Here is a 25465-nt window from a genome sequence, read left to right as displayed (position 1 = left end):
TTGAGCTAACCGATACTAATGGCCCGTGAGGCTTGACCATATAACACCCAAGTGGTCTGTGACTGACAACAGACGACAGCGGATACGCGAGAGACGATCTCGTCAGCATGATTCGCATTGCCTTTTTCGCCTGACGACCATAGCGTGCGGGAACCACCTGATCCCATGCCGAACTCAGCAGTGAAACCGCTCAGCGCCGATGGTAGTGTGGGAGTTCCCATGCGAGAGTAGGTCATCGTCAGGCACTTATATCGAGAAAACCCCGAGCCCAAAAGGCTCGGGGTTTTTTCATGTCTGGCCGACAGGTCGCGTATATGATCGGGGAGTTCCCATGGAGAGTATCGGAACGCCGACCGGGACATCGTCAGGCACTTATCCCGAGAAAACCCCGGCTCATCGAGTCGGGGTTTTTTCATGTCCGGGCCTCGGTTCGAGGGCTGGCATGAACCCTCGTAAAATGGCCAGAAAACGCCCCGTCCTCTGCGAGAGGGCGGGGCGTTCATGCATCGAGGGGTGAGTTGCTGGCAATCAGGCGGGTTCGATGTGGCCGGGGAGATGGAGGCTCCTCAAGCTGGAAAAATGTCGCGACAGGGCAACAGCGCTGCCTAGCGCTGGCGATTTCCATGCTGGTCGAGCGGCTTCGTGGCAGCTAGGCTGACGGGGCACTCAATCGGAACACGAGACGTCTCAGGAGGAGAGTTTCATGATGACCCAATCGATGCTGCGCAAGATCGCCCTGGCGAGCTTCATCGGCATGACCGCCTTCGGCTTGGCGGCCTGCGAAGAGGAAGGCCCGGCAGAGCAGGCCGGTGAGAATATCGACGAGACCATGGAAGAGGCCGGCGAGAGCATGGATGATGCCGTGGATCAGGCGGGTGAGTCCGTCGAGGAGATGGGTGACAGCGTCGAGGAAGCTGCCGACGAGGCCGATTCGGGCTACTAAGTCGGCGTGGCGCTTCGGGCGCGATGCATGCAGCAGCAGAGGCCGGGCGAATGCCCGGCCTTTTTCGTTGTGAGCGCCATGTGGTCGGGAATTTCCGGCGCCGCGGCAGTTCCGCTAGAATGAGCGTTTTTCCCGGCAGGGGCGCGTGCATGACCATTGGTGACCTGATCCGCCTGTTGAGCGATGGCGAATTCCATTCCGGCGAACAGCTGGGCGAGCGGCTGGGCGTGTCTCGCGCCGCCGTCTGGAAGCAGCTGCGCAAGCTGGAGGCGCTGGGGATTCCCATGGAGGCGGTGAAAGGGCAGGGTTATCGACTGGCCGAACCGCTGGAGTTGCTCGACGGGGCCACTATCGTGGCCGGCTTGTCGCGAGAGGTGCGTCAGCACGTCAGTCGCCTGTTCGTCGAGGAGACGCTGCCTTCGAGCAACCTGTTTCTGCGCGAGCGCTTCGCTCAGGGCGCCGGGCATGGCGAGATCTGCCTGGTGGAGCAGCAGAGTGCCGGCCGAGGGCGTCGAGGGCGCACCTGGGTGACGCCCTGGGGGCGTACCCTGATGTTCTCGATCGGCTGGCGGGTGGAGTCGGGCGTGGCGGCCCTCGAGGGTCTCAGCCTGGCTGTCGGCGTGGTGCTGGCCCAGGTGCTGGAGCGCCATGGCGTGCGCCCGCGGCTCAAGTGGCCCAACGACGTGCTGCTGGAGATGGATTCGGGGGAGCTGGGCAAGCTGGCGGGTATCCTGGTCGAGCTGACGGGGGACGCGACGGGGCCCTGCGAGCTGGTGGTGGGCATGGGTATCAACGTCGATCTGCCGCTGTCCTTTCGCGAGGGGATCGAGCAGCCGGTGGGGGCGGTCCATGACCAGGCCCCGGGGCTGTCACGCAATCAGCTGGCCGTGGAGCTGCTCGACGGGCTGATGCCGATGCTGGCCGATTTCGAGCATCGAGGCTTCGAGGGCTGGCAGGAGGCCTGGAATGCCCGGCATGCCTTCGCCGGGCGCGAGGTGGATATCCTGCGTGGCGAGCGGCGCGAGCCCGCGGTCGCCGAGGGCGTCGATGCCGCCGGGAACCTCTGGGTGAAAGGGGAGGGCGGGCGCGAGCGTCTCGCTGGTGGCGAGATCAGCGTGCGGGGGCGGTAATGATCCTGGATCTGGATATCGGCAACACCTTGTCCAAATGGCGGCTGAAGGATGCCGAGAGCAGCGAGATCCGATCGCGCGGGGCCGTGTGGACACGCGAGGAGTGGCGGCCCGGGGCCGATATCCCGGATCTCGATGTGGTCGAGGCGGTGAGGATATCCAGCGTGGCGCGCAAGGCGGTGCTGGCCCAGACCGTGGCCCTGCTGCAGCGCCGGGTGCGCAGCGTGCATGTGGCGCGCTCGGAACCCGAGGCACTGGGGGTCAGCAATGGATACCGGGAGCCCGGCAAGCTGGGCGTGGATCGCTGGCTGGGGGTGCTGGCCGGCTATCAGCTGGCGGGCGGCTGTTGCACGGTGGATTGCGGTAGCGCCATCACGGTGGACTTCGTGCTGCCCGGCGGCCAGCACCTGGGCGGCTACATCCTGCCGGGGCTGCGCCTGATGAAGGAGAGCCTCAAGCTCGGCACGCGCAACGTGGCGATCGACCCGGACAGCGAGGCCGACGAGCTGCTGGTGCCGGGGGCGCGAACGGTCGAGGCCGTCAATCATGGTATCTACATGGCGGCGGTGAGCGCGGTGAACCGGATCTACAGTGAGGTGTGCGACCGTGAGGGGGTGTCGCTGCCGCTGCTGTTGACCGGGGGGGATGCCCGGGTGGTCTCGCGCGGGGTTCAGGTGCCCCATGCCGTCTGGCCTGACATGGTGTATGGCGGGCTGGAGGCCTGTTTCCCGCTCACGGCGGCGGAGCGGGCGGGTCGCATGTCGGGCGCGCCAACGGTGCCGCGCCGGGTGCCGCTGGAAAAGATACGCGCAGGGCTTGCGTTCTCCATGCTGCTTTGACACAATGCGTCGCGTTCTAGGGGAGCAGGCGAGCCGAGGCCGCCGTGCCATGCTTCAAGAAGATTGGTAAAACAATCACTTGACACCGAGAACAGGAGCGGTAAAATGCTCCGCCAGTTGGAGGGGTTCCCGAGTGGCCAAAGGGAGCAGACTGTAAATCTGCCGCGAAAGCTTCGAAGGTTCGAATCCTTCCCCCTCCACCAGGTTTTGGCCGCACTCGTCGAGGCGGGTGGTGGCAAAAAGAGCGGGCAGGCGGGCATAGTTCAATGGTAGAACCTCAGCCTTCCAAGCTGATGATGCGGGTTCGATCCCCGCTGCCCGCTCCAAGCTAAGGTTTTGCTCATGTAGCTCAGGGGTAGAGCACACCCTTGGTAAGGGTGAGGTCGACGGTTCAAATCCGTCCATGAGCTCCACATTGAAAAGGCGAGCGACAGCTCGCCTTTTCTCTTTCCCTGGCCGGTGCGAGCAGGTCGGATCAGGGGTTGTCAGTTCGGGCGGCATTCGCTATGATGGCGCCCGCTGTCGCTGAGGCCTCCCGCAAAGGGCGGTCGCGGAAGCAACAGGCCAGTAGCTCAATTGGCAGAGCAGCGGTCTCCAAAACCGCAGGTTGGGGGTTCGATTCCCTCCTGGCCTGCCAGTCTTCCCCAGGCTGGTGAGATTTCTTGTATCTTTCATGTTTCGATTGCCGCACCTTGAGGAGTCTCGTTTTCATGAAACATAACGCCGAGGTGCAGGAGTCGCGCCACGACGGGCTCAAGTGGGCGGTTGTCGTTACCCTGCTGGTTCTTGCCGTGGTCGGCAATACCTATTTTGCCGACCAGGCGCTGCTTTATCGCGTGCTTGGCGTCGTCGCCCTGAGTGTGGTGGCGGCGCTGGTGGCGCTGACCACCACCAAGGGGCGTGAGCTGGTCGAGCTGGCTCGCAGTGCCAAGAAGGAAATTCAGCGCGTCGTCTGGCCGAGCCGTCCCGAGACCGTGCAAACCACCGCCATCGTGCTGGTGGCCGTCCTGGTCGTGGGCCTGGCCCTGTGGCTCATCGACACGCTGCTTGGCTGGGCCATGTCCGGCGTCATTGGTTAGGAGTCTTCATGTCCAAGCGTTGGTACGTCGTTCACGCCTACTCCGGCTTCGAGAAGCATGTCATGCGCTCGCTCATCGAGCGCGTGAAGATGTACGGCATGGAGGATCGCTTCGGCGAGATCCTGGTGCCGACCGAAGAAGTCGTCGAGATGCGTGACGGCAAGCGCCGCAAGAGCGAGCGCAAGTTCTATCCCGGCTACGTGCTGGTCGAGATGGAGATGGATGACGAGACTTGGCACCTGGTCAACGAGACCCCGCGCGTCATGGGGTTCATCGGAGGCACCAAGGAGAAGCCGGCGCCGATCACCCAGCGGGAGGCCGATGCCATCCTCAGCCGGGTCAAGGATGGCACCGAGAAGCCGCGCCCCAAGACGATGTTCGAGCCGGGACAGTCCGTGCGCGTCATCGACGGTCCGTTTGCCGACTTCAACGGCGTTGTCGAGGAAGTCAACTACGACAAGAGCCGTCTTCAGGTCAGCGTGCTGATCTTTGGTCGCGCCACGCCGGTCGAGCTGGAGTTCTCCCAGGTCGAGAAGGAATAATCGCCCTCTCGCCAAGCAGATTTTCGTGACGGCCGCCGAGAGCGGTCGTCTTCACCGGGGAGCCGCAAGGCGCTATCACCCATCTGGAGTAAATCATGGCCAAGAAAGTACAGGCTTACATCAAGCTGCAGGTTGCAGCCGGTAAGGCCAATCCGAGTCCCCCCGTGGGCCCCGCGCTGGGTCAGCACGGCGTGAACATCATGGAGTTCTGCAAGGCGTTCAACGCCGAGACCCAGAACCTCGAGGCCGGTCTGCCGACTCCCGTCGTCATCACCGTGTACTCCGACCGCAGCTTCACCTTCGTCACCAAGACGCCGCCCGCCGCCGTCCTGCTGAAGAAGGCCGCTGGTATCAAGTCCGGCTCCGGTGAGCCGAACAAGAACAAGGTCGGTACCGTGACCCGTGCGCAGCTCGAAGAGATCGCCCAGGCCAAGGAGCCGGATCTGACCGCTGCCGATCTCGACGCCGCGGTGCGTACCATTGCCGGTAGTGCCCGCAGCATGGGCCTCAACGTGGAGGGCCTCTGATCATGGCTAAGCTCAGCAAGCGCGCTCAGCAGATTCGCGAGAAAGTCGACCCGAACAAGGCGTACTCCCTCGAGGAGGCCGTGGCCCTGCTCTCCGAGCTGTCCACCGTCAAGTTCAAGGAGTCCGTGGACGTCGCCGTCAACCTGGGCGTCGATCCGCGTAAATCCGACCAGGTCGTGCGTGGCGCCACCGTCATGCCGAACGGTACCGGCAAGGACGTGCGCGTTGCCGTCTTCACCCAGGGTGCCAACGAAGAAGCCGCCAAGGAAGCCGGTGCCGATATCGTCGGCATGGACGACCTGGCCGAGCAGGTCAAGAAAGGCCAGCTCGACTTCGACGTGGTCATCGCCTCGCCGGACGCCATGCGCGTCGTCGGTCAGCTGGGTCAGATCCTCGGTCCGCGTGGCCTGATGCCGAACCCGAAGGTCGGCACCGTGACGCCTGACGTGGCTACCGCCGTCAAGAACGCCAAGGCCGGTCAGGTGCGCTTCCGTACCGACAAGAACGGCATCATCCACGCCACCCTCGGCAAGGTCGACTTCGATGCTGACGCCATTCGCGGCAACCTCGAAGCCCTGATCGCCGACCTGAAGAAGCTCAAGCCGAGCACTTCAAAGGGCGTGTATTTCAAGAAGGTCTCGCTGTCCACCACCATGGGCCCGGGCCTGACCGTCGACCACGCTGCGTTCGTCTAACGCCGCGATCGACCACCGAGCAAGAACTTTGCGGTCCCCGTGCACGACATCGATGCGAGTCGGCGGGGCATCGTCAAAGACCGCAGGTGCCGCCTCGCTGCCGAGGCGGCTTAATTGTCCCTCGGGGCAGCCTGCGCAGATGGTGTGGCCGCCAGATCTCTGGTGAGCACCATCACCCAGGACCCCCGGCGAGTGGCCTCACGGCCCGCCGGGGGAGATGGTAACCACCGGAATCCTCTGCGGAGATTCCGGCACGAAGGAGTGATCACCGTGCCACTAGCACTCGAAGGCAAGAAGGCCATTGTTGCCGAGGTCAGTGAAGCGGCCAAGGATGCTCTCTCCGTCGTCGTTGCCGACTCTCGTGGCGTCCCGGTCAGCAAGATGACCGAACTGCGCAAGCAGGCCCGCGAGAATGGCGTGCAGATCCGTGTTGTCCGCAACACCCTGGCACGCCGCGCCCTCGAAGGCACTCAGTGGGAGTGCCTGAACGAGTCTTTCGTGGGTCCGACTCTGCTGGCCTTCTCCACCGATCATCCGGGCGCTGCCGCCCGTCTGTTCAAGGAGTTCGGCAAGTCCGAGGAAGACTTCGAAGTCAAGGCGCTGGCATACGAAGGCGAGTTCATCCCGGCGAGCGATCTCGACCGCCTGGCAAGCCTGCCGACCTATGACGAGGCCATCGCGAAGCTGATGTCCGTCATGAAGGAGGCTTCTGCCGGCAAGCTGGTTCGTACCCTCGCCGCGCTGCGTGACCAGAAGGAAGGCGAGGCCGCCTGAACGGCGAACTCGACCTCCTCTCGCGAATCGAATATTGAATCACCGAGTCGTCGGCCCGCCGAGACTCCCGCAAAGTTAGGAACGTGAAAATGGCACTGACCAAAGAAGACATCATCAACGCCGTCGCCGACATGTCCGTGATGGAAGTCGCCGAGCTGATCGAAGCGATGGAAGAGAAGTTCGGCGTGACCGCCGCTGCTGCCGTCGTCGCCGGCCCGGGTGGCGGTGAAGCCGCTGCTGCCGAAGAGCAGACCGAGTTCGACCTGGTGCTGACCGCCGCTGGCGACAAGAAGGTCAACGTCATCAAGGCCGTCCGCGAGATCACCGGTCTGGGCCTGAAGGAAGCCAAGGGTGCCGTCGACGGCGTCCCGGCGACCCTGAAGGAAGGCATGTCCAAGGAAGATGCCGAAGAAGCCAAGACCAAGCTGGAAGAAGCCGGCGCGAGCGTGGAGCTCAAGTAATCCTTGTGCCCACGGCTTCACGCGCTGCGTAAGCTTCCACGGCTGGTGGCGGGACACCCGCTGCCGGCCTTTTTCTGTTGTCGCTAGGCGGTTCGCCCTTCGGGCCTCCGCCAGCCGAATTCCGACGGCGAGCCTCCCTCCGGGGGCTTGCCGTCAGCGCCTGACGGAGCCGCGTCCGTCGGGTGGCGCCGACACGCATCGGTCACCCATGGTGAACAAGCTGGGGAATACAGATGGCTTACTCATACACTGAGAAAAAACGCATCCGCAAGGATTTCGGCAAACTGCCCCAAGTGATGGATGTGCCTTACCTGCTGGCCATCCAGCTTGATTCCTATTACGACTTTCTCCAGCAGGATCGCTCACCCGAAGAACGCCTCGACCTCGGCCTGCATGCCGCCTTCCGGTCGGTCTTTCCGATCGAGAGCTTCTCCGGCAATGCTGCGCTGGAATACGTCAGCTACCGTTTCGGCACTCCGGCCTTCGACGTCAAGGAGTGCCAGCTGCGTGGCGTCACCTATTCGGCTCCCCTGCGCGTCAAGGTCCGTCTGATCATCTACGACAAGGATTCGTCGAACAAGGCGATCAAGGACATCAAGGAGCAGGAAGTCTACATGGGGGAAATCCCCCTGATGACCGAGAACGGTACCTTCGTGGTGAACGGTACCGAGCGCGTCATCGTTTCCCAGCTGCACCGCTCCCCGGGCGTGTTCTTCGATCACGACAAGGGCAAGAGCCACTCCTCCGGCAAGCTCCTGTATTCCGCTCGGGTGATTCCCTACCGCGGTTCCTGGCTGGACTTCGAGTTCGATCCCAAGGACAACGTCTTCGTGCGCATCGACCGTCGCCGCAAGCTGCCGGCCACGGTGCTGCTGCGCGCGCTGGGCATGAGCGCCGAGGAGATCCTCGACGAGTTCTTCGACACCAGCACCTTCCACATCGAGAAGCGCGGCTTCTCCGTGGAACTGGTGCCGTCTCGCCTGCGCGGCGAGACCGCGACCTTCGACATCAAGGATGGTGACGGCAACGTCATCGTCGAGGAAGGTCGTCGCGTCACCCAGAAGCACATCCGCCAGCTGGAGAAGGCCGGCCTCGAGCGTCTCGAGGTGCCGATGGACTACCTGTTCGGCAAGGTGCTGGCCAAGGACCAGATCGATCCCAACACCGGCGAGCTGATCTGCGCCTGCAACACCGCGATCACTCCGGAAGTGCTGGAAACCCTGGGCCAGGCCGGCCTGACCCGCCTGGAGACCCTGTACACCAACGATCTGGATTGCGGTCCGTTCGTCTCCGACACCCTCAAGCTGGACACCACCGGTTCCCAGCTCGAGGCGCTGGTCGAGATCTACCGCATGATGCGCCCCGGCGAGCCGCCCACCAAGGAAGCCGCCGAGACGCTGTTCAACAACCTGTTCTTCACCGAAGACCGCTACGACCTGTCCGGCGTCGGTCGGATGAAGTTCAACCGTCGTCTGCGCCGCGAGCAGGACGAGGGGGCCGGCGTTCTCGACCAGCGCGACATCCTCGACGTGCTCGGCGAGCTGATCAACATCCGTAACGGCTTCGGCGACGTCGACGACATCGACCACCTGGGCAACCGCCGCATCCGTTGCGTCGGCGAGATGGCCGAGAACCAGTTCCGCGTCGGCCTGGTGCGCGTCGAGCGTGCGGTCAAGGAACGCCTCTCCATGGCGGAGAGCGAAGGCCTGATGCCGCAGGACCTGATCAACGCCAAGCCGGTGGCCGCGGCGGTGAAGGAGTTCTTCGGCTCCTCCCAGCTGTCGCAGTTCATGGACCAGAACAACCCGCTGTCCGAGGTCACGCACAAGCGTCGCGTCTCCGCCCTCGGCCCGGGCGGTCTGACCCGCGAGCGTGCCGGCTTCGAGGTGCGTGACGTTCACGCCACCCACTACGGCCGCCTGTGCCCGATCGAGACCCCCGAGGGTCCGAACATCGGTCTGATCAACTCGCTGGCCACCTACAGCCACACCAACAGCTACGGCTTCCTCGAGACGCCGTACCGCAAGGTCGTGGACGGTCAGGTGACCGACGACGTGGTGCACCTCTCCGCGATCGAGGAGGGCAACTTCGTCATCGCCCAGGCCTCGGCCACCGTGGACGAGGGCGGCAAGCTGGTCGACGACCTGGTGCAGGTCCGCCATCGCGGCGAGACCACCTTCATGCGCCCCGAGCAGGTCACCCTGATGGACGTCTCGCCGCGTCAGGTGGTGTCCGTGGCCGCGGCCCTGATCCCGTTCCTCGAGCACGATGACGCCAACCGCGCCCTGATGGGGGCGAACATGCAGCGTCAGGCCGTGCCGACCCTGCGCGCCGACAAGCCGCTGGTCGGTACCGGCATGGAGCGTTTCGTGGCCCGCGACTCCGGCGTCTGCGCCGTGGCCCGTCGTGGCGGCACCATCGACTCCGTCGATGCCAAGCGCATCGTGGTGCGGGTCAACGAGGACGAGATCATCGGCGGCGAAGCCGGCGTCGATATCTACAACCTGACCAAGTACCTGCGTTCCAACCAGAACACCTGCCAGAACCAGCGTCCGATCGTGCGCCCCGGCGACAGCGTGGCCAGCGGCGACATCCTGGCCGACGGCCCGTCCGTCGACATGGGTGACCTGGCCCTGGGCCAGAACATGCGCATCGCCTTCATGCCGTGGAACGGCTACAACTTCGAGGACTCCATCCTGCTCTCCGAGCGGGCCGTCCAGGAAGACCGTTTCACCACCATCCACATCCAGGAGCTGACCTGCGTCTCCCGCGACACCAAGCTGGGCGCGGAAGAGATCACCTCCGACATTCCGAACGTCGGCGAGTCCGCGCTCGGCAAGCTGGATGAGGCCGGCGTCGTCTACATCGGTGCCGAGGTCGGCGCGGGCGACATCCTGGTCGGCAAGGTCACGCCCAAGGGCGAGACCCAGCTGACCCCGGAGGAGAAGCTGCTGCGTGCGATCTTCGGTGAGAAGGCGTCCGACGTGAAGGACACCTCCCTGCGTGCCCCGACCGGCATGAAGGGCACCGTCATCGACGTGCAGGTGTTCACCCGCGACGGCGTGGAGAAGGACTCCCGTGCGCTCTCCATCGAGCAGCAACAGCTCGACGAGGTGCGCAAGGATCTCCAGGAGACCTACCGCATCGCCGAGGACGCGACCTTCGAGCGTCTGCAGCGCACCCTGGTCGGCCAGCCGGTCAACGGGGGGCCGAAGCTCAAGAAGGGCGACGTGCTCAGCGACGAGTACCTCGAGGAGCTGCCGCGTCAGCAGTGGTTCAAGCTGCGCATGCAGGACGAGAGCCTCAACGAGCTGCTGGCCCAGGCCGACGAGCAGCTGGAGACCCGTCGCAAGGAGATGGACGAGCGCTTCGAGGACAAGAAGCGCAAGCTCACCCAGGGCGACGACCTCGCGCCGGGCGTGCTGAAGATCGTCAAGGTCTACCTCGCCATCAAGCGTCGCCTGCAGCCGGGCGACAAGATGGCCGGCCGTCACGGTAACAAGGGTGTCATCTCGGCCATCATGCCGGTCGAGGACATGCCGTTCGACGACAACGGCGAGCCGATCGACGTGGTGCTGAACCCGCTGGGCGTGCCGTCGCGCATGAACGTCGGTCAGATCCTCGAGACCCACCTGGGCATGGCCGCCCGCGGCCTCGGCGTGAAGATCGAGCACATGCTGCGCGACGCCCGCGACCAGCAGGTCTCGCAGATCCGCGAGTTCCTGGGCAAGGTCTACAATACCGAGTCGAGCACCCGGGTCGAGGACATCGATTCGCTCTCCGACGACGAGGTGATCGCGCTGGCGAAGAACCTCAAGGCGGGCGTGCCCATGGCCACGCCGGTCTTCGACGGCGCTCGCGAGCATGAGATCAAGCACCTGCTGACGCTGGCCGACCTGCCGGATTCCGGCCAGACGACCCTCTACGACGGTCGTACCGGCGATGCCTTCGATCGCCCGGTCACCGTGGGTTACATGTACATGCTGAAGCTCAACCACCTGGTGGATGACAAGATGCACGCGCGTTCCACCGGTTCCTACTCCCTGGTGACCCAGCAGCCGCTGGGCGGCAAGGCGCAGTTCGGTGGTCAGCGCTTCGGGGAAATGGAGGTCTGGGCCCTGGAAGCCTATGGCGCCGCCTACACCCTTCAGGAAATGCTCACCGTCAAGTCCGACGACGTGGAAGGCCGCACCAAGATGTACAAGAGCATCGTGGATGGCGACCACACCATGCAGGCGGGCATGCCGGAATCCTTCAACGTGCTGGTGAAGGAAATCCGCTCGCTGGGCATCGATATCGAACTGGAGAGCTGAGGCGGCCGCTACGGCGCTTCGCAGTAATGACGGTCCGCGGGGGCGTGCGCGCCCCCGCCCATGACAACTCCGCAACGGAGCCGACCCATGAAAGATTTGGTGAAAGTCCTCAAATCGCAGTCTCAGTCCGACGAGTTCGACGCGATCAAGATCACGCTGGCGTCGCCGGACATGATTCGCAGCTGGTCCTTCGGCGAGGTCAAGAAGCCCGAGACCATCAACTATCGTACCTTCAAGCCGGAGCGCGACGGCCTGTTCTGCGCCAAGATCTTCGGCCCGGTGAAGGATTACGAGTGCCTGTGCGGCAAGTACAAGCGGATGAAGCATCGCGGCATCATCTGCGAGAAGTGCGGCGTGGAGGTCACCAAGGCCGCCGTGCGCCGCGAGCGCATGGGCCACATCGAGCTGGCCAGCCCGGTCGCGCACATCTGGTTCCTGAAGTCGCTGCCGTCCCGCATCGGCATGTTCCTGGACATGACCCTGCGCGACATCGAGCGGGTGCTCTACTTCGAGAGCTTCATGGTCGTCGATCCGGGCATGACCACCCTCGAGCGCGGCCAGCTGCTCAACGACGAGCAGTACTTCGAGGCCCTCGAGGAGTTCGGTGACGACTTCGACGCCCGCATGGGTGCCGAGGCCGTCCAGGCCATGCTCAAGGACATCGATCTCGAGGAAGAGATCGAGCGTCTGCGCGAGGAAATCCCGCAGACCAATTCCGAGACCAAGATCAAGAAGCTGTCCAAGCGCCTGAAGCTGCTGGAGGCCTTCCAGGGCTCCGGCAACGACCCGGCGTGGATGGTGATGGAAGTGCTGCCGGTGCTGCCGCCGGACCTGCGTCCGCTGGTGCCGCTGGACGGCGGTCGCTTCGCGACCTCCGACCTGAACGACCTCTACCGTCGCGTGATCAACCGCAACAACCGCCTCAAGCGGCTGCTGGATCTCAACGCGCCGGACATCATCGTGCGCAACGAGAAGCGCATGCTGCAGGAAGCGGTCGACGCCCTGCTCGACAACGGCCGTCGCGGCCGGGCCATCACCGGCTCGAACAAGCGTCCGCTGAAGTCGCTGGCCGACATGATCAAGGGCAAGCAGGGGCGTTTCCGTCAGAACCTGCTGGGCAAGCGCGTCGACTACTCCGGCCGCTCGGTCATCACCGTGGGCCCGACCCTGCGTCTGCACCAGTGCGGTCTGCCGAAGAAGATGGCGCTCGAGCTGTTCAAGCCGTTCATCTACTCCAAGCTGCAGGCCAGCGGCCAGGCGTCCACCATCAAGGCCGCCAAGAAGATGGTCGAGCGCGAGCTGCCGGAGGTGTGGGACATCCTCGCCGATGTCATCCGCGAGCATCCGGTGCTGCTCAACCGCGCCCCGACCCTGCACCGTCTCGGCATCCAGGCCTTCGAGCCGCTGCTGATCGAGGGCAAGGCGATCCAGCTGCACCCGCTGGTGTGTGCCGCCTACAACGCCGACTTCGACGGCGACCAGATGGCCGTCCACGTGCCGCTGACCCTGGAAGCGCAGCTCGAAGCCCGCGCGCTGATGATGGCCACCAACAACGTGCTGTCACCGGCCAACGGCGAGCCGATCATCGTGCCGTCCCAGGATGTGGTGCTGGGTCTGTATTACATGACCCGCGAGAAGATCAATGCCAAGGGTGAGGGCATGGTGTTCTCCGACCTCAACGAGGTCGAGCGCGCCTTCGGCACCCAGAGCGTCGACCTGCACGCCCGCGTCAAGGTGCGCCTCGACGAGGTGACCGTGGACGAGGAGACCGGCGAGCAGAGCCAGACTCGCAAGATCTACGACACCACCGTGGGTCGCGCGCTGCTGTTCCGCATCCTGCCCGAAGGCGTGTCCTTCGAGCTGATCGACCAGCCGATGAAGAAGAAGGCGATCTCCCAGCTGATCAACGAGGTGTATCGCTGCGCCGGCTTGAAGCCCGCGGTGATCTTCGCCGACCAGCTGATGTACACCGGCTTCCGCATGGCCACCTGGTCCGGCGCCTCCATCGGCGTCAACGACTTCGTCATCCCGGATGCCAAGGCCGAGATCGTCGAAGGCGCCGAGGAAGAGGTCAAGGAAATCGAGGACCAGTTCTCCTCCGGTCTCGTGACCGCGGGCGAGAAGTACAACAAGGTCATCGATATCTGGGCCCGTGCCAACGACCAGGTCGCCAAGGCGATGATGACCGGCATCTCCAAGGAGAGCGTCATCGACCGTGAGGGCAACGAGGTCGAGCAGGACTCCTTCAACAGCGTCTTCATCATGGCCGACTCCGGTGCCCGGGGTAGTGCCGCCCAGATCCGCCAGCTGGCGGGCATGCGTGGCCTCATGGCCAAGCCGGACGGCTCGATCATCGAGACCCCGATCGTCGCCAACTTCCGTGAAGGCCTGAACGTCCTCCAGTACTTCATCTCGACCCACGGTGCGCGTAAGGGTCTGGCGGATACGGCACTCAAGACCGCCAACTCCGGTTACCTGACCCGTCGTCTGGTCGACGTGGCACAGGACATGGTCATCACCGAGGCCGACTGCGGCACCGAGAACGGCCTGACCCTGCACCCGGTCATCGAGGGCGGCGACATCATCGTCTCGCTGGCCCAGCGCGTGCTTGGCCGCGTGGTCGCACAGGACGTCATCGATCCCGAGAGCGAGGAAGTGCTGATTCCGCGCGGCACGCTGCTCGACGAGGCCTGGTGCGCCGAGCTCGACACCATGGGCGTCGACGAGATCGTGGTGCGCTCCGCGATCAGCTGCGACACCAGCCATGGCGTCTGCTCCTCGTGCTACGGTCGCGACCTGGCCCGTGGCCATCAGGTCAACGTCGGCGAGTCCGTGGGCGTCATCGCCGCCCAGTCGATCGGTGAGCCGGGTACCCAGCTGACCATGCGGACCTTCCACATCGGCGGTGCGGCCTCTCGTGCCTCCGCAGTGGACAGCGTCCAGGTCAAGCACGGCGGCAAGGTGCGCCTGCACAACATCAAGCACGTGGAACGCGGCGACGGCAAGCTGGTCGTGGTCTCCCGCTCCAGCGCCCTGGCCGTCGCCGACGAGCACGGTCGCGAGCGCGAGTACTACAAGCTGCCCTACGGCGCCGAGCTCTCCGTCAAGGACGGCGATGTCGTCGACGCCGGTCAGACCGTGGCCAAGTGGGATCCGCACACCCACCCGATCGTGGCCGAGGCCGAGGGCAAGGTGCAGTACGCGGACATGGACGAGGGCGTCACCATCCACCGCAGCGTGGACGAGATGACCGGCCTGTCCTCCATCGAGGTGATCGAGTCTGCGGCGCGTCCCATGGCCGGCCGCGACAAGCGCCCGATGATCCTGCTGTCCGACGAGGCCGGCAAGCCGGTGACCGTGGCCAACTCCGACACCCCGGTGCAGTACCTGCTGCCCGGCAAGGCGATCGTGACCGTCGACGACGGTTCCAAGATCGGCGTCGGCGAGGTGGTGGCCCGTATTCCGGTGGAAGCCACCGGTAACAAGGACATCACCGGTGGTCTGCCGCGCGTGGCCGACCTGTTCGAGGCGCGCAAGCCGAAAGAGCCGGCGATCCTCGCCGAGATCAGCGGTACCATCAGCTTCGGCAAGGAAACCAAGGGCAAGCGTCGTCTGGCGATCACCCCGGAATCCGGCGATCCGTTCGAGATGCTGATCCCGAAATGGCGCCAGATCGCGGTGTTCGAGGGTGAGACCGTCGAGAAGGGCGAGGTCATCTCCGACGGCCCGAGCAATCCGCACGATATCCTGCGTCTGCTCGGCATCGCCGAACTGGCCAAGTACATCGTCGCCGAGGTGCAGGACGTCTATCGCCTGCAGGGCGTGGGCATCAACGACAAGCACATCGAAGTGATCGTGCGTCAGATGCTGCGCAAGGTCGAGATCACCGATGCCGGCGATTCCGACTTCATCCCGGGCGACCAGGTCGAGCTGGTGCGGGTGCTGGAGCAGAACGCGGCGCTCGAGGCCACCGACAAGTTCCCGGCCAAGTACCAGCGCCTGCTGTTGGGTATCACCAAGGCCAGCCTGGCCACCGAGTCGTTCATCTCCGCGGCCTCCTTCCAGGAGACCACGCGGGTGCTGACCGAAGCGGCGGTTACCGGCAAGCGCGACTACCTGCGCGGCCTGAAGGAAAACGTGGTGGTGGGACGTCTGATCCCGGCCGGTACCGGCCTGACCCACCACGCGGAGCGCCGCCGCAAGCGTGAAGACGCCGAACGCGTGCTCCAGCCGTCGGCCCAGGATGTCGAGCAGGAACTGGGCGCTCAGCTCACCGCGCTCGACTCGGACGACGACGAAATCTGACGTCGATGACCGCTCGCGCGGCGCCCCTCGGGGCGTCGCGCTTGACGGTCGATGGCGTCAGCCATTAGAATGCGCAGCCTTTAACAGTGGGGCGGGTGCGCCCGCGCCATTGGGAAAGAGGAACGCAAGACAGGAAGCGAACGGCTACTCGCTTCCGCCAAGGCAACCCATTTGGAGCGATAAATGGCTACCATCAATCAGCTCGTGCGCAAGCCGCGCAAGCGTCAGGCCGCCAAGAGCGACGTGCCTGCGCTGCAGGCCTGCCCGCAGAAGCGCGGCGTCTGCACCCGCGTTTACACCACCACCCCGAAGAAGCCGAACTCGGCCCTGCGTAAGGTCTGCCGTGTGCGCCTGACCAACGGCTTCGAGGTGTCTTCCTACATCGGCGGTGAAGGCCACAACCTCCAGGAGCACTCCGTGGTCCTGATCCGTGGCGGTCGAGTGAAGGACCTTCCGGGTGTCCGTTACCACACCGTTCGCGGTGCCCTGGATACCTCCGGCGTCCAGAACCGTAAGCAGGGTCGTTCCAAGTACGGTACCAAGCGTCCGAAGGCCTAAGCCTCCGCGCAGCGTTACCGGCTACGGCCACACCAGAACATCGATATTGACACGGTCTGATAAGAGTAAGGTCGAGCGCCCATCCGGTCGTCTCGGGTTTACCTGAAGGACCCTTCGGAAGAGGGCTTATCATGCCTAGAAGAAGAGTTGCGGCCAAGCGCGAGATCCTCCCGGATCCCAAGTTCGGATCCGAGCGCCTGGCGAAGTTCATGAACCACCTGATGATCAGCGGCAAGAAGTCCGTAGCTGAGCGCATCGTCTATGGTGCGCTGGACAGGGTTGCCGATCGTTCCAACGAAGAGCCGCTGGAGATCTTCGACAAGGCGCTGGAAACCATCCAGCCCATGGTCGAGGTGAAGTCTCGCCGCGTCGGCGGTGCGACCTATCAGGTACCGGTCGAAGTGCGTCCGTCTCGCCGTCAGGCGCTGGCCATGCGTTGGCTGGTGGACGCCGCACGTCGTCGCGGTGAGAAGACCATGGTGCAGCGTCTGGCTGGCGAAATGCTGGATGCCGCCGAAGGCAAGGGTTCGGCCGTCAAGAAGCGTGAAGACGTGCATCGCATGGCAGAGGCCAACAAGGCCTTCTCTCACTACCGCTTCTAAACCGCACCGCCAACCAACGGGAGTTACATCGTGGCTCGCAAGACTCCGCTCAAGCGTTACCGCAATATCGGTATCGTGGCCCACGTCGACGCCGGTAAGACTACCACTACCGAGCGTGTCCTGTTCTACACCGGTCTGTCTCACAAGGTCGGCGAGGTCCATGAGGGCGCCGCCACCATGGACTGGATGCAGCAGGAGCAGGAGCGTGGCATCACGATCACCTCCGCGGCGACCACCTGCTTCTGGCAGGGCATGAACAAGCAGTTCGATGAGCACCGCATCAACATCATCGACACCCCGGGGCACGTTGACTTCACCATCGAAGTCGAACGTTCCCTGCGTGTGCTCGACGGTGCGGTCGTCGTGCTGTGCGGTTCCTCCGGTGTGCAGCCGCAGACCGAGACCGTCTGGCGCCAGGCCAACAAGTACGAAGTTCCGCGCATGGTGTTCGTCAACAAGATGGACCGTGCCGGTGCCGACTTCTTCATGGTCGTCAACCAGCTGAAAGACAAGCTGGGCGCCAACGTCGTGCCGATCCAGATCAACTGGGGCGCCGAGGACGACTTCAAGGGCGTGATCGATCTCATCCAGATGAAGGCCATCCAGTGGGATGAAGCCAACTTCGGGATGAACTACGAGCTGGTCGACATTCCTGCCGATCTGCAGGACAAGGCCGCGGAATACCGCGAGCACATGGTCGAGTCCGCCGCCGAGGCCTCCGAAGAACTGATGGAGAAGTACCTCGAGGAAGGCGACCTCTCCGAGGAGGAGATCAAGGCCGGTCTGCGTCGTCGTACGCTCGACAACGAGATCGTGCTGGTCACCTGTGGCTCCGCGTTCAAGAACAAGGGCGTGCAGGCGGTTCTGGACGGCGTGATCGAGTACATGCCGTCGCCGACCGAGGTCAAGGCCATCGAGGGTGAGCTGGACGACAAGGACGGCACCCTCGCGACCCGCGAAGCGGACGACAGTGCGCCGTTCGCCGCTCTGGCGTTCAAGATCGCGACCGACCCGTTCGTCGGTACCCTGACCTTCATCCGCGTCTACTCCGGCGTGCTGAAGTCCGGCGACAGCGTCTACAACTCCGTCAAGCAGAAGAAGGAGCGCGTCGGCCGTATCGTGCAGATGCACTCCAACTCCCGCGAGGAGATCAAGGAAGTGCTGGCCGGCGACATCGCCGCCTGCATCGGCCTGAAGGACGTCACCACCGGTGACACCCTGTGCGACCTGAATGACAAGATCATTCTTGAGCGCATGGAGTTCCCGGATCCGGTGATCTCCGTGGCCGTGGAGCCGAAGTCCAAGGCCGACCAGGAGAAGATGGGTGTCGCCCTCGGCAAGCTGGCCCAGGAGGATCCGTCCTTCCAGGTCAAGACCGACGAGGAAACCGGCCAGACCATCATCTCCGGCATGGGCGAGCTGCACCTGGACATCATCGTTGACCGCATGCGTCGCGAGTTCAAGGTGGAAGCCAACATCGGCAAGCCGCAGGTCGCCTACCGCGAAACCATCCGCAACAGCGTCGAGCAGGAAGGCAAGTTCGTTCGCCAGTCCGGTGGTCGCGGCCAGTACGGTCACGTTATCCTGCGTATCGAGCCGTTGACGGCCGAGGACAAGGGCGAAGATGAAGAGATGAACTTCAAATTCGCTTCTGAAATCGTCGGCGGTGTGGTTCCGAAGGAATACGTGCCGGCCGTCGAGAAAGGGGCCTATGAGCAGCTCCAGAACGGTGTCATCGCGGGCTACCCGATGATTGACGTCAAGGTCACGCTGTTCGACGGTTCCTACCACGACGTGGACTCTAACGAGACCGCGTTCAAGGTCGCCTCTTCCATGGCGATCAAGGAAGGCGCACCCAAGGCCAAGGCCGTGCTCCTCGAGCCGGTGATGAAGGTCGAGGTCGTGACTCCCGAGGAATTCATGGGGGATGTCATGGGCGACCTGAACCGTCGCCGTGGTCTGGTCCAGGGCATGGACGACTCGCCCGCAGGCAAGGTCATCCGCGCCACCGTTCCGCTGGCTGAGATGTTCGGTTACGCAACCGACCTGCGCTCTCAGACCCAGGGCCGCGCGAGCTACACCATGGAGTTCGCGGATTACGAAGAGGCGCCGAACAGCGTCGTTGAAGCCGTCATCAACCAGAACGGTTAACCGTTAGCTAACGTAAAGAGGTCATAGCAGTGGCTAAGGAAAAATTCGAACGTTCCAAAACGCACGTCAACGTCGGTACCATCGGTCACGTCGACCACGGTAAGACCACGCTGACTGCGGCCCTGACTCGCGTGTCCGCGGAAGTCTTCGGTGGCGACGCTCGTGCGTTCGACTCCATCGACAACGCCCCGGAAGAGCGTGAGCGCGGCATCACCATCGCGACCGCTCACGTCGAGTACCAGTCCGAAGAGCGCCACTACGCGCACGTCGACTGCCCGGGTCACGCCGACTACGTCAAGAACATGATCACCGGTGCTGCCCAGATGGACGGCGCTATCCTGGTCTGCTCTGCCGCCGACGGCCCCATGCCGCAGACTCGCGAGCACATCCTGCTGTCTCGTCAGGTCGGCGTGCCGTACATCGTCGTGTTCCTGAACAAGGCCGACATGGTCGACGATGAAGAGCTGCTCGAGCTGGTCGAGATGGAAGTCCGTGAGCTCCTGAGCGAGTACGACTTCCCGGGCGACGACTGCCCGATCATCACCGGTTCCGCGCTGATGGCCCTGGAAGGCAAGGACGACAACGGCATGGGTACCACCGCCGTTGCCAACCTGATCAAGGCCCTTGACGCGTACATCCCGGAGCCGGAGCGTGCCATCGATCAGCCGTTCCTGATGCCGATCGAGGACGTGTTCTCCATCTCTGGTCGCGGTACCGTTGTGACCGGTCGTGTCGAGCGCGGCATCGTCAAGTCTGGCGAAGAAGTCGAGATCGTCGGCATCAAGGACACCACCAAGACCACCGTTACCGGTGTCGAGATGTTCCGCAAGCTGCTCGACGAAGGTCGTGCCGGCGAGAACATCGGCGCCCTGCTGCGCGGCACCAAGCGTGACGACGTCGAGCGTGGTCAGGTCCTGGCCAAGCCGGGCACCATCACCCCGCACACCAAGTTCGAGGCCGAGGTGTACGTGCTGTCCAAGGACGAGGGTGGTCGTCACACTCCGTTCTTCAAGGGCTACCGTCCGCAGTTCTACTTCCGTACCACCGACATCACCGGTACCTGTGAACTGCCGGAAGGCGTCGAGATGGTCATGCCGGGCGACAACGTCAAGATGGTCGTCAGCCTGATCGCTCCGGTCGCCATGGACGAAGGTCTGCGTTTCGCCGTTCGTGAAGGCGGTCGTACCGTCGGCGCCGGCGTCGTGGCCAAGATCGTCGAGTAAGCATCACGCTGATCGAGCGATCGAAGGGGGCTCCTTGCGGAGCCCCCTTTCTGCGCACCGTCATGAGGGGTTTGACTCTCGTCGGCGGCGCGCCTATAATGCGCATCCTTTGAATGCGTGGGTTGACGGCTCGCGCCGTCAAGATCCATTGGAGTTTAGGGCAAATGCAGAACCAGAAGATTCGCATTCGGTTGAAGGCCTTCGACCACCGCCTGATCGACCAGTCCGCCGCGGAGATCGTTGATACCGCCAAGCGTACCGGCGCCCAGGTGCGGGGTCCGATTCCTCTGCCGACCAATCGCGAGCGCTACACCGTGCTGATCTCTCCGCACGTGAACAAGGACGCTCGTGACCAGTACGAGATTCGTACGCACAAGCGCGTGCTCGACATCGTCGAGCCGACCGAGAAGACCGTTGACGCCCTGATGAAGCTCGACCTCGCCGCCGGCGTGGACGTGCAGATCAAGCTCGACTGATACCACACTAGACACTCGCGGCCCAGCGCCTGTCGGAACATGGTACAGGCAGCAGCCGCCGCGCCGGGATGGCGCCACACAACGTGCTAGTGGAATGCTCTGGAAAGGGCAGCCATAGCGGGTGATAGCCCCGTACACTAAAGGAGACGTAGTAATGACTATCGGTTTGGTCGGTACGAAGGCCGGGATGACCCGTGTCTTTACCGAAGACGGCGCCTCAGTGCCCGTGACCGTGATCGAGGTTGAGCCGAACCGCGTGACTCGCGTCAAGTCCGTCGAATCCGACGGCTATGCCGCGGTGCAGGTGACAACCGGTTCCCGCAAGGCCAAGCATCTCTCCAAGGCCCAAGCCGGTCAGTTCGCGAAAGCCGGCGTCGAGGCCGGTCGTTCGCTGATGGAGTTCCGCCTGGAAGAAGGCGTCGAGGCTCCGGAAGTGGGCGGCGAACTCACCGTATCCCTCTTCGAGGCTGGTCAGAAGATCGACGTGACCGGCTCCTCCAAGGGTAAGGGTTTCCAGGGCGCCGTGAAGCGCTGGAACTTCCGTACCCAGGACAACAGCCACGGTAACTCCCTGGCCCACCGTGCACCGGGTTCCATCGGCATGTGCCAGACCCCGGGTCGCGTGTTCAAGGGCAAGAAGATGGCCGGTCAGCTCGGCAACGAGCGTTGCACCGTCCAGAGCCTGGAAGTCGTCCGTGTCGACGCCGAGCGTAACCTGCTGCTGGTCAAGGGTGCCGTGCCCGGCGCCACCGGCAGTGATGTCATCGTGCGCAGCGCCGTCAAAGCAGGCTGAAGGGGAATTTACCGATGAATCTGAATCTTGCAGGTGCTGGCGGCACCGTCGAAGTCGCCGAAGCCACCTTTGGCAAAGAGTTCAACGAAGCACTCGTGCACCAGGTCGTCACCGCCTATCTGGCCGGTGGTCGTCAGGGTACCCGTGCCCAGAAGAACCGTTCCGACGTTCGTGGCGGCGGCAAGAAGCCGTGGCGCCAGAAGGGCACCGGCCGTGCCCGCGCCGGTACCATCCGCTCGCCGATCTGGCGTGCCGGCGGCGTGACCTTCGCGGCTCGTCCGCAGGACTACACCCAGAAGGTCAACCGCAAGATGTACCGTGCGGCCATGCGCTCGATCCTCTCCGAGCTCGTGCGCCAGGAGCGTCTGGTGGCCGTCGACGCCTTCGCCGTCGAGACCCCCAAGACCAAGCAGCTGGTCGCCAAGCTGAGCGAGCTGGGCCTCGAGGATAAGGTGCTGATCGTCACCGAAGAGGTCGACGAGAATCTGTACCTCGCCGCCCGCAACATCCCGAACGTGGATGTCGTGGACGTCGCTGCCGCCGATCCGGTGAGCCTGGTCGCCTTCGACAAGGTCCTGGCCACCGTCTCCGCTCTGCGTAAATTCGAGGAGAAGCTGGCATGAACCAGGAACGTGTATTCAAGGTGCTGCTGGGTCCGCACGTGACCGAGAAGGCCGCCATGGCCGCCGAGCGCAACCAGTACGTGTTCAAGGTGGCAAGCGACGCGACCAAGCCCGAGATCAAGACCGCCGTGCAGGAGCTGTTCGGCAAGAAGGTCGATCGCGTTCAGGTCCTGAACGTCAAGGGCAAGACCAAGCGCACCGCGCATGGCACCGGTCTCCGTAAAGGCTATCGCAAGGCGTACGTCACCCTGGCCGCCGGCGAGACGCTCGAAGACTTCTCTGGCGCCGAGTAAAGGCAGGAGCACGGATCATGGCAATCGTCAAGACTAAACCTACTTCCGCCGGTCGTCGCCACGTCGTCAAGATCGTCGGCGAGGAGCTGCACAAGGGCCGCGCGTACGCGCCGCTGCTCGAAAAGCAGTCCAAGTCCGGTGGCCGTAACAACTACGGTCGCATCACCACCCGCCACGTGGGCGGTGGTCACCGTCAGCACTACCGGATCATCGACTTCAAGCGCACCAAGGATGGCGTTCCCGCCGTCGTCGAGCGCCTGGAGCACGATCCGAACCGTAGCGCCCACATCGCGCTGCTGAAGTACATGGACGGCGAACGTCGCTACATCATCGCTCCGCGCGGTGTGAAGGCCGGCGACCGTCTCGAGTCCGGCGTGAACGCAGCGATCAAGAAGGGCAACGCCCTGCCGCTGCGCAACATCCCGCTGGGTTCCACCGTGCACTGCATCGAGCTCAAGCCCGGCAAGGGCGCTCAGATCGCACGCAGTGCCGGTACCAGCGCCCAGCTGGTGGCCCGCGAAGGCAACTACGCCACCCTGCGTCTGCGCTCCGGCGAGATGCGCAAGGTGCTGGCCGAGTGCCGCGCGACCCTGGGTGAGGTGAGCAACTCCGAGCACAGCCTGCGTCAGCTTGGCAAGGCCGGTGCGAAGCGCTGGAAAGGCGTGCGTCCGACCGTTCGCGGCGTGGCCATGAACCCGGTGGATCACCCGCACGGTGGTGGTGAAGGCCGCACCAGCGGTGGTCGTCATCCGGTGTCTCCGTGGGGTATGCCCACCAAGGGCCACAAGACCCGCAAGAACAAGCGCACCGACAAGCTGATCGTCCGTCGCCGCAAGGCCCGGAAATAAGATCCCACGCCAAGACATTAAGAGGTAACGGCTGTGCCACGTTCACTGAAGAAAGGTCCTTTTATTGACCTTCATCTGCTGAAGAAGGTTGAGACTGCAGTGGAGAAGGGCGAGCGCAAACCGATCAAGACCTGGTCGCGCCGCTCCATGATCCTGCCCAACATGGTCGGGCTCACCATTGCGGTCCATAACGGTCGCCAACACGTCCCGGTGCACGTCTCCGAGGAAATGGTTGGCCACAAGCTGGGCGAATTCGCTGCCACCCGCACCTATCGCGGTCATGCGGCGGACAAGAAAGCCAAACGGTAAGCCAAGAGGATTAAGAGATGGAAGTCACAGCAAAGCTGCGTGGCGCTAGCTTATCCGCCCAGAAGGCCCGTTTGGTGGCTGACCAGGTGCGCGGTAAGCCGGTCGCCGAAGCACTCGATCTGCTGACCTTCTCCCCGAAGAAGGCCTCCAAGCTGGTCAAGAAGGTGCTGCAGTCCGCCATCGCGAACGCGGAAGAAAACAACGGCATGGATATCGACGAGCTGCGTGTCTCGACCATCTGCGTCGATGAGGGCATGACGCTCAAGCGCATCCGTCCGCGCGCCAAGGGCCGTGCGGATCGCATTCTGAAGCGCACCTGCCACATCACCGTCAAGGTAGCCGAGAAGTAGGAGTCGACCAGATGGGTCAGAAAGTCAATCCGACAGGCATTCGCCTGGGTATCGTCAAGGACCATACCTCGGTCTGGTATGCCGAGCGCGGCGCCTATGCCGATAAGCTGAACAACGACCTCGAGGTGCGTAGCTTCCTGGAAGAGCGTCTCAAGAACGCCTCCGTGAGCAAGATCACCATCGAGCGTCCGGCCAACAACGCCCGCGTCACCATTCACACTGCCCGTCCGGGCATCGTGATTGGCAAGAAGGGCGAGGACGTCGACAAGCTGCGTCGCGAAGTCACTCAGATGATGGGCGTGCCGGTTCACGTCAACATCGAGGAAGTTCGCAAGCCGGAGCTGGACGCCCAGCTCGTCGCGCAGAACATCGCCGGCCAGCTCGAGCGTCGCGTCATGTTCCGTCGCGCCATGAAGCGCTCCGTCCAGAACGCCATGCGCCTGGGCGCCGGCGGTATCAAGGTGCAGCTCTCAGGCCGTCTCGGCGGCGCCGAGATCGCCCGCACCGAATGGTATCGCGAAGGTCGCGTGCCGCTGCACACCCTGCGTGCGGACATCGACTACGCCACCTACGAGGCCAAGACCACCTACGGCATCATCGGTGTCAAGGTCTGGGTCTTCAAGGGTGAAATCCTCGGGGGCATCGAGGAGGTCCGCGCCAAGGCCAAGCAGCCGCAGAGCGCGCCCTCCAAGAAGAAAGGTTCCAAGTAAGGGGAGAGCGAGTCGATGTTACAACCCAAGCGTTTGAAATTCCGCAAGGTGCAGAAGGGCCGCAACCGTGGCCTGGCGCATCGCGGTAGCAAGGTGAGCTTCGGCGAGTACGGCCTGAAGGCCACTGGTCGCGGTCGCGTCACCGCCCGTCAGATCGAAGCCGGCCGTCGTGCCATCACCCGTCACGTCAAGCGTGGCGGCAAGATCTGGATCCGTGTCTTCCCCGACAAGCCGATTTCCAAGAAGCCGCTGGAAGTCCGGATGGGTAAGGGTAAGGGCTCTGTCGAATACTGGGTCGCGCAGATCCAGCCCGGCCGTGTCCTGTACGAGATCGAAGGCGTTTCCGAGGAGCTGGCACGCGAGGCATTCGCCCTGGCCGCCCAGAAGTTCCCGGTCTCCACCACCTTTGTGAAACGGACGGTGATGTGATGAAAGCCCAGGAAATTCGTGAAAAGTCCGCAGAGCAGCTCCAGGAGCAGCTCCTCGAACTCCTCCGCGAGCAGTTCAACCTGCGCATGCAGAAGGCCACCGGCCAGCTCAGCCAGACCCATCTGCTCAAGCAGGTTCGTCGGGATATCGCCCGCGTGAAGACTGTGCTCAACGAGAAGGCAGGTGTCTGAGATGGCCGAAGAGAAAAAAGCCCGTACGCTCACCGGCAAGGTGGTGAGCGACAAGATGGACAAGTCCATCGTTGTGATGATCGAGCGTCGTGAGCGCCACCCGATCTACGGCAAGTACGTCAAGCGCTCCACCAAGCTGCACGCCCATGACGAGGCAAACCAGGCCAAGGCCGGTGATACGGTCTCCATCGAGGAGAGCCGTCCGCTGTCCAAGAAGAAGGCCTGGACCCTGGTCGAAGTTCTCGAACAGGCCAAGGGTTGATCGGCAAACGCCAGTCGAACCAGTGCAGTCAGTTTAGGT

Annotated in this window: 26 protein-coding genes, 4 tRNA genes and 1 rRNA gene; all 31 read left to right on the top strand. The window is 63.6% G+C overall.

Annotation, left to right across the window (positions count from 1 at the left end):
• Positions 1-129 precede the first annotated feature (129 nt).
• The 31 genes from rrf to rpsQ all read left to right on the top strand — a co-directional run bounded on the left by rrf (position 130) and on the right by rpsQ (position 25426).
• Positions 130-244 (top strand): 5S ribosomal RNA (rrf, locus tag CVH10_RS13445).
• A gap of 459 nt (positions 245-703) precedes the next feature.
• Positions 704-943, top strand: a complete 240-nt coding sequence (locus CVH10_RS13440; RefSeq protein ID WP_052052490.1) for a hypothetical protein — start codon at positions 704-706, stop codon at positions 941-943.
• 149 nt (positions 944-1092) lie between these two features.
• Positions 1093-2073: a biotin--[acetyl-CoA-carboxylase] ligase gene (locus tag CVH10_RS13435; RefSeq protein WP_035596318.1), complete on the top strand. Its 981-nt coding sequence runs from the start codon at positions 1093-1095 to the stop codon at positions 2071-2073.
• Positions 2073-2912, top strand: a complete 840-nt coding sequence (locus CVH10_RS13430) for a type III pantothenate kinase (RefSeq protein ID WP_035596323.1) — start codon at positions 2073-2075, stop codon at positions 2910-2912. Before CVH10_RS13435 ends, CVH10_RS13430 begins: the two co-directional genes overlap by 1 nt.
• Positions 2913-3031: 119 nt before the next feature.
• Positions 3032-3115 (top strand) — tRNA-Tyr (locus CVH10_RS13425).
• Positions 3116-3164: 49 nt separating this feature from the next.
• A tRNA-Gly gene (locus CVH10_RS13420) sits at positions 3165-3238 on the top strand.
• Between the two features lie 12 nt (positions 3239-3250).
• Positions 3251-3325: transfer RNA gene (locus CVH10_RS13415), tRNA-Thr, on the top strand.
• A gap of 148 nt (positions 3326-3473) precedes the next feature.
• Positions 3474-3549: transfer RNA gene (locus CVH10_RS13410), tRNA-Trp, on the top strand.
• 73 nt (positions 3550-3622) lie between these two features.
• Complete coding sequence (gene secE, locus CVH10_RS13405; protein ID WP_035596326.1) at positions 3623-3991, top strand: preprotein translocase subunit SecE; 369 nt, start codon at positions 3623-3625, stop codon at positions 3989-3991.
• An 8-nt stretch (positions 3992-3999) separates the two neighbouring features.
• Complete coding sequence (gene nusG, locus CVH10_RS13400; protein WP_035596328.1) at positions 4000-4533, top strand: transcription termination/antitermination protein NusG; 534 nt, start codon at positions 4000-4002, stop codon at positions 4531-4533.
• 95 nt (positions 4534-4628) lie between these two features.
• Positions 4629-5060: a 50S ribosomal protein L11 gene (gene rplK, locus CVH10_RS13395; protein ID WP_035596330.1), complete on the top strand. Its 432-nt coding sequence runs from the start codon at positions 4629-4631 to the stop codon at positions 5058-5060.
• Positions 5061-5062: 2 nt separating this feature from the next.
• Positions 5063-5755: a 50S ribosomal protein L1 gene (gene rplA / locus CVH10_RS13390; protein ID WP_035596332.1), complete on the top strand. Its 693-nt coding sequence runs from the start codon at positions 5063-5065 to the stop codon at positions 5753-5755.
• Positions 5756-6025: 270 nt separating this feature from the next.
• Positions 6026-6529, top strand: coding sequence for a 50S ribosomal protein L10 (gene rplJ / locus CVH10_RS13385; protein WP_035596334.1), 504 nt, complete (start codon positions 6026-6028; stop codon positions 6527-6529).
• Positions 6530-6618: 89 nt separating this feature from the next.
• Entirely contained in the window at positions 6619-6990 is a 372-nt protein-coding gene (gene rplL, locus CVH10_RS13380) for a 50S ribosomal protein L7/L12 (RefSeq protein WP_016856427.1), read from the top strand.
• Between the two features lie 233 nt (positions 6991-7223).
• A complete protein-coding gene (gene rpoB / locus CVH10_RS13375) occupies positions 7224-11303 on the top strand; it encodes a DNA-directed RNA polymerase subunit beta (protein WP_035596337.1) in 4080 nt (1359 codons plus the stop codon).
• Between the two features lie 87 nt (positions 11304-11390).
• A complete protein-coding gene (gene rpoC / locus CVH10_RS13370; RefSeq protein ID WP_035596338.1) occupies positions 11391-15608 on the top strand; it encodes a DNA-directed RNA polymerase subunit beta' in 4218 nt (1405 codons plus the stop codon).
• 183 nt (positions 15609-15791) lie between these two features.
• On the top strand, positions 15792-16166 hold the full coding sequence (rpsL, locus tag CVH10_RS13365) for a 30S ribosomal protein S12 (protein ID WP_016856424.1): 375 nt from the start codon (positions 15792-15794) through the stop codon (positions 16164-16166).
• Positions 16167-16297: 131 nt separating this feature from the next.
• A complete protein-coding gene (gene rpsG, locus CVH10_RS13360) occupies positions 16298-16768 on the top strand; it encodes a 30S ribosomal protein S7 (protein ID WP_016856423.1) in 471 nt (156 codons plus the stop codon).
• A 30-nt stretch (positions 16769-16798) separates the two neighbouring features.
• Positions 16799-18919, top strand: coding sequence for an elongation factor G (fusA, locus tag CVH10_RS13355; protein ID WP_035596340.1), 2121 nt, complete (start codon positions 16799-16801; stop codon positions 18917-18919).
• Positions 18920-18948: 29 nt separating this feature from the next.
• Entirely contained in the window at positions 18949-20142 is a 1194-nt protein-coding gene (gene tuf / locus CVH10_RS13350) for an elongation factor Tu (RefSeq protein ID WP_035596342.1), read from the top strand.
• Between the two features lie 164 nt (positions 20143-20306).
• The gene (gene rpsJ, locus CVH10_RS13345) at positions 20307-20618 is read left to right on the top strand and encodes a 30S ribosomal protein S10 (protein ID WP_010626466.1); all 312 of its coding nucleotides are present in this window, start codon (positions 20307-20309) and stop codon (positions 20616-20618) included.
• A 154-nt stretch (positions 20619-20772) separates the two neighbouring features.
• Positions 20773-21411, top strand: coding sequence for a 50S ribosomal protein L3 (gene rplC, locus CVH10_RS13340; protein ID WP_035596344.1), 639 nt, complete (start codon positions 20773-20775; stop codon positions 21409-21411).
• A gap of 14 nt (positions 21412-21425) precedes the next feature.
• On the top strand, positions 21426-22034 hold the full coding sequence (gene rplD / locus CVH10_RS13335) for a 50S ribosomal protein L4 (RefSeq protein WP_035596347.1): 609 nt from the start codon (positions 21426-21428) through the stop codon (positions 22032-22034).
• The gene (gene rplW, locus CVH10_RS13330; RefSeq protein ID WP_035596350.1) at positions 22031-22327 is read left to right on the top strand and encodes a 50S ribosomal protein L23; all 297 of its coding nucleotides are present in this window, start codon (positions 22031-22033) and stop codon (positions 22325-22327) included. Before rplD ends, rplW begins: the two co-directional genes overlap by 4 nt.
• Before the next feature lie 17 nt (positions 22328-22344).
• On the top strand, positions 22345-23175 hold the full coding sequence (gene rplB / locus CVH10_RS13325; protein ID WP_035596353.1) for a 50S ribosomal protein L2: 831 nt from the start codon (positions 22345-22347) through the stop codon (positions 23173-23175).
• 33 nt (positions 23176-23208) lie between these two features.
• On the top strand, positions 23209-23484 hold the full coding sequence (gene rpsS, locus CVH10_RS13320) for a 30S ribosomal protein S19 (RefSeq protein WP_026068605.1): 276 nt from the start codon (positions 23209-23211) through the stop codon (positions 23482-23484).
• Between the two features lie 17 nt (positions 23485-23501).
• Complete coding sequence (gene rplV / locus CVH10_RS13315) at positions 23502-23834, top strand: 50S ribosomal protein L22 (protein WP_035596356.1); 333 nt, start codon at positions 23502-23504, stop codon at positions 23832-23834.
• Between the two features lie 11 nt (positions 23835-23845).
• A complete protein-coding gene (gene rpsC / locus CVH10_RS13310) occupies positions 23846-24544 on the top strand; it encodes a 30S ribosomal protein S3 (protein ID WP_016856414.1) in 699 nt (232 codons plus the stop codon).
• Positions 24545-24559: 15 nt separating this feature from the next.
• A complete protein-coding gene (gene rplP / locus CVH10_RS13305; RefSeq protein ID WP_035596358.1) occupies positions 24560-24973 on the top strand; it encodes a 50S ribosomal protein L16 in 414 nt (137 codons plus the stop codon).
• Entirely contained in the window at positions 24973-25164 is a 192-nt protein-coding gene (gene rpmC / locus CVH10_RS13300; protein WP_035596360.1) for a 50S ribosomal protein L29, read from the top strand. Before rplP ends, rpmC begins: the two co-directional genes overlap by 1 nt.
• Before the next feature lies 1 nt (position 25165).
• On the top strand, positions 25166-25426 hold the full coding sequence (rpsQ, locus tag CVH10_RS13295; protein WP_035596363.1) for a 30S ribosomal protein S17: 261 nt from the start codon (positions 25166-25168) through the stop codon (positions 25424-25426).
• Positions 25427-25465: the final 39 nt, after the last annotated feature.

Origin of the sequence: Halomonas sp. ND22Bw (assembly GCF_003011945.1) — a bacterium.
In the GTDB taxonomy this organism is placed as follows: domain Bacteria; phylum Pseudomonadota; class Gammaproteobacteria; order Pseudomonadales; family Halomonadaceae; genus Halomonas; species Halomonas halophila.
Note: the sequence above shows the minus strand (reverse complement) of the source record. Positions and strands in the feature narration are given on the sequence as shown.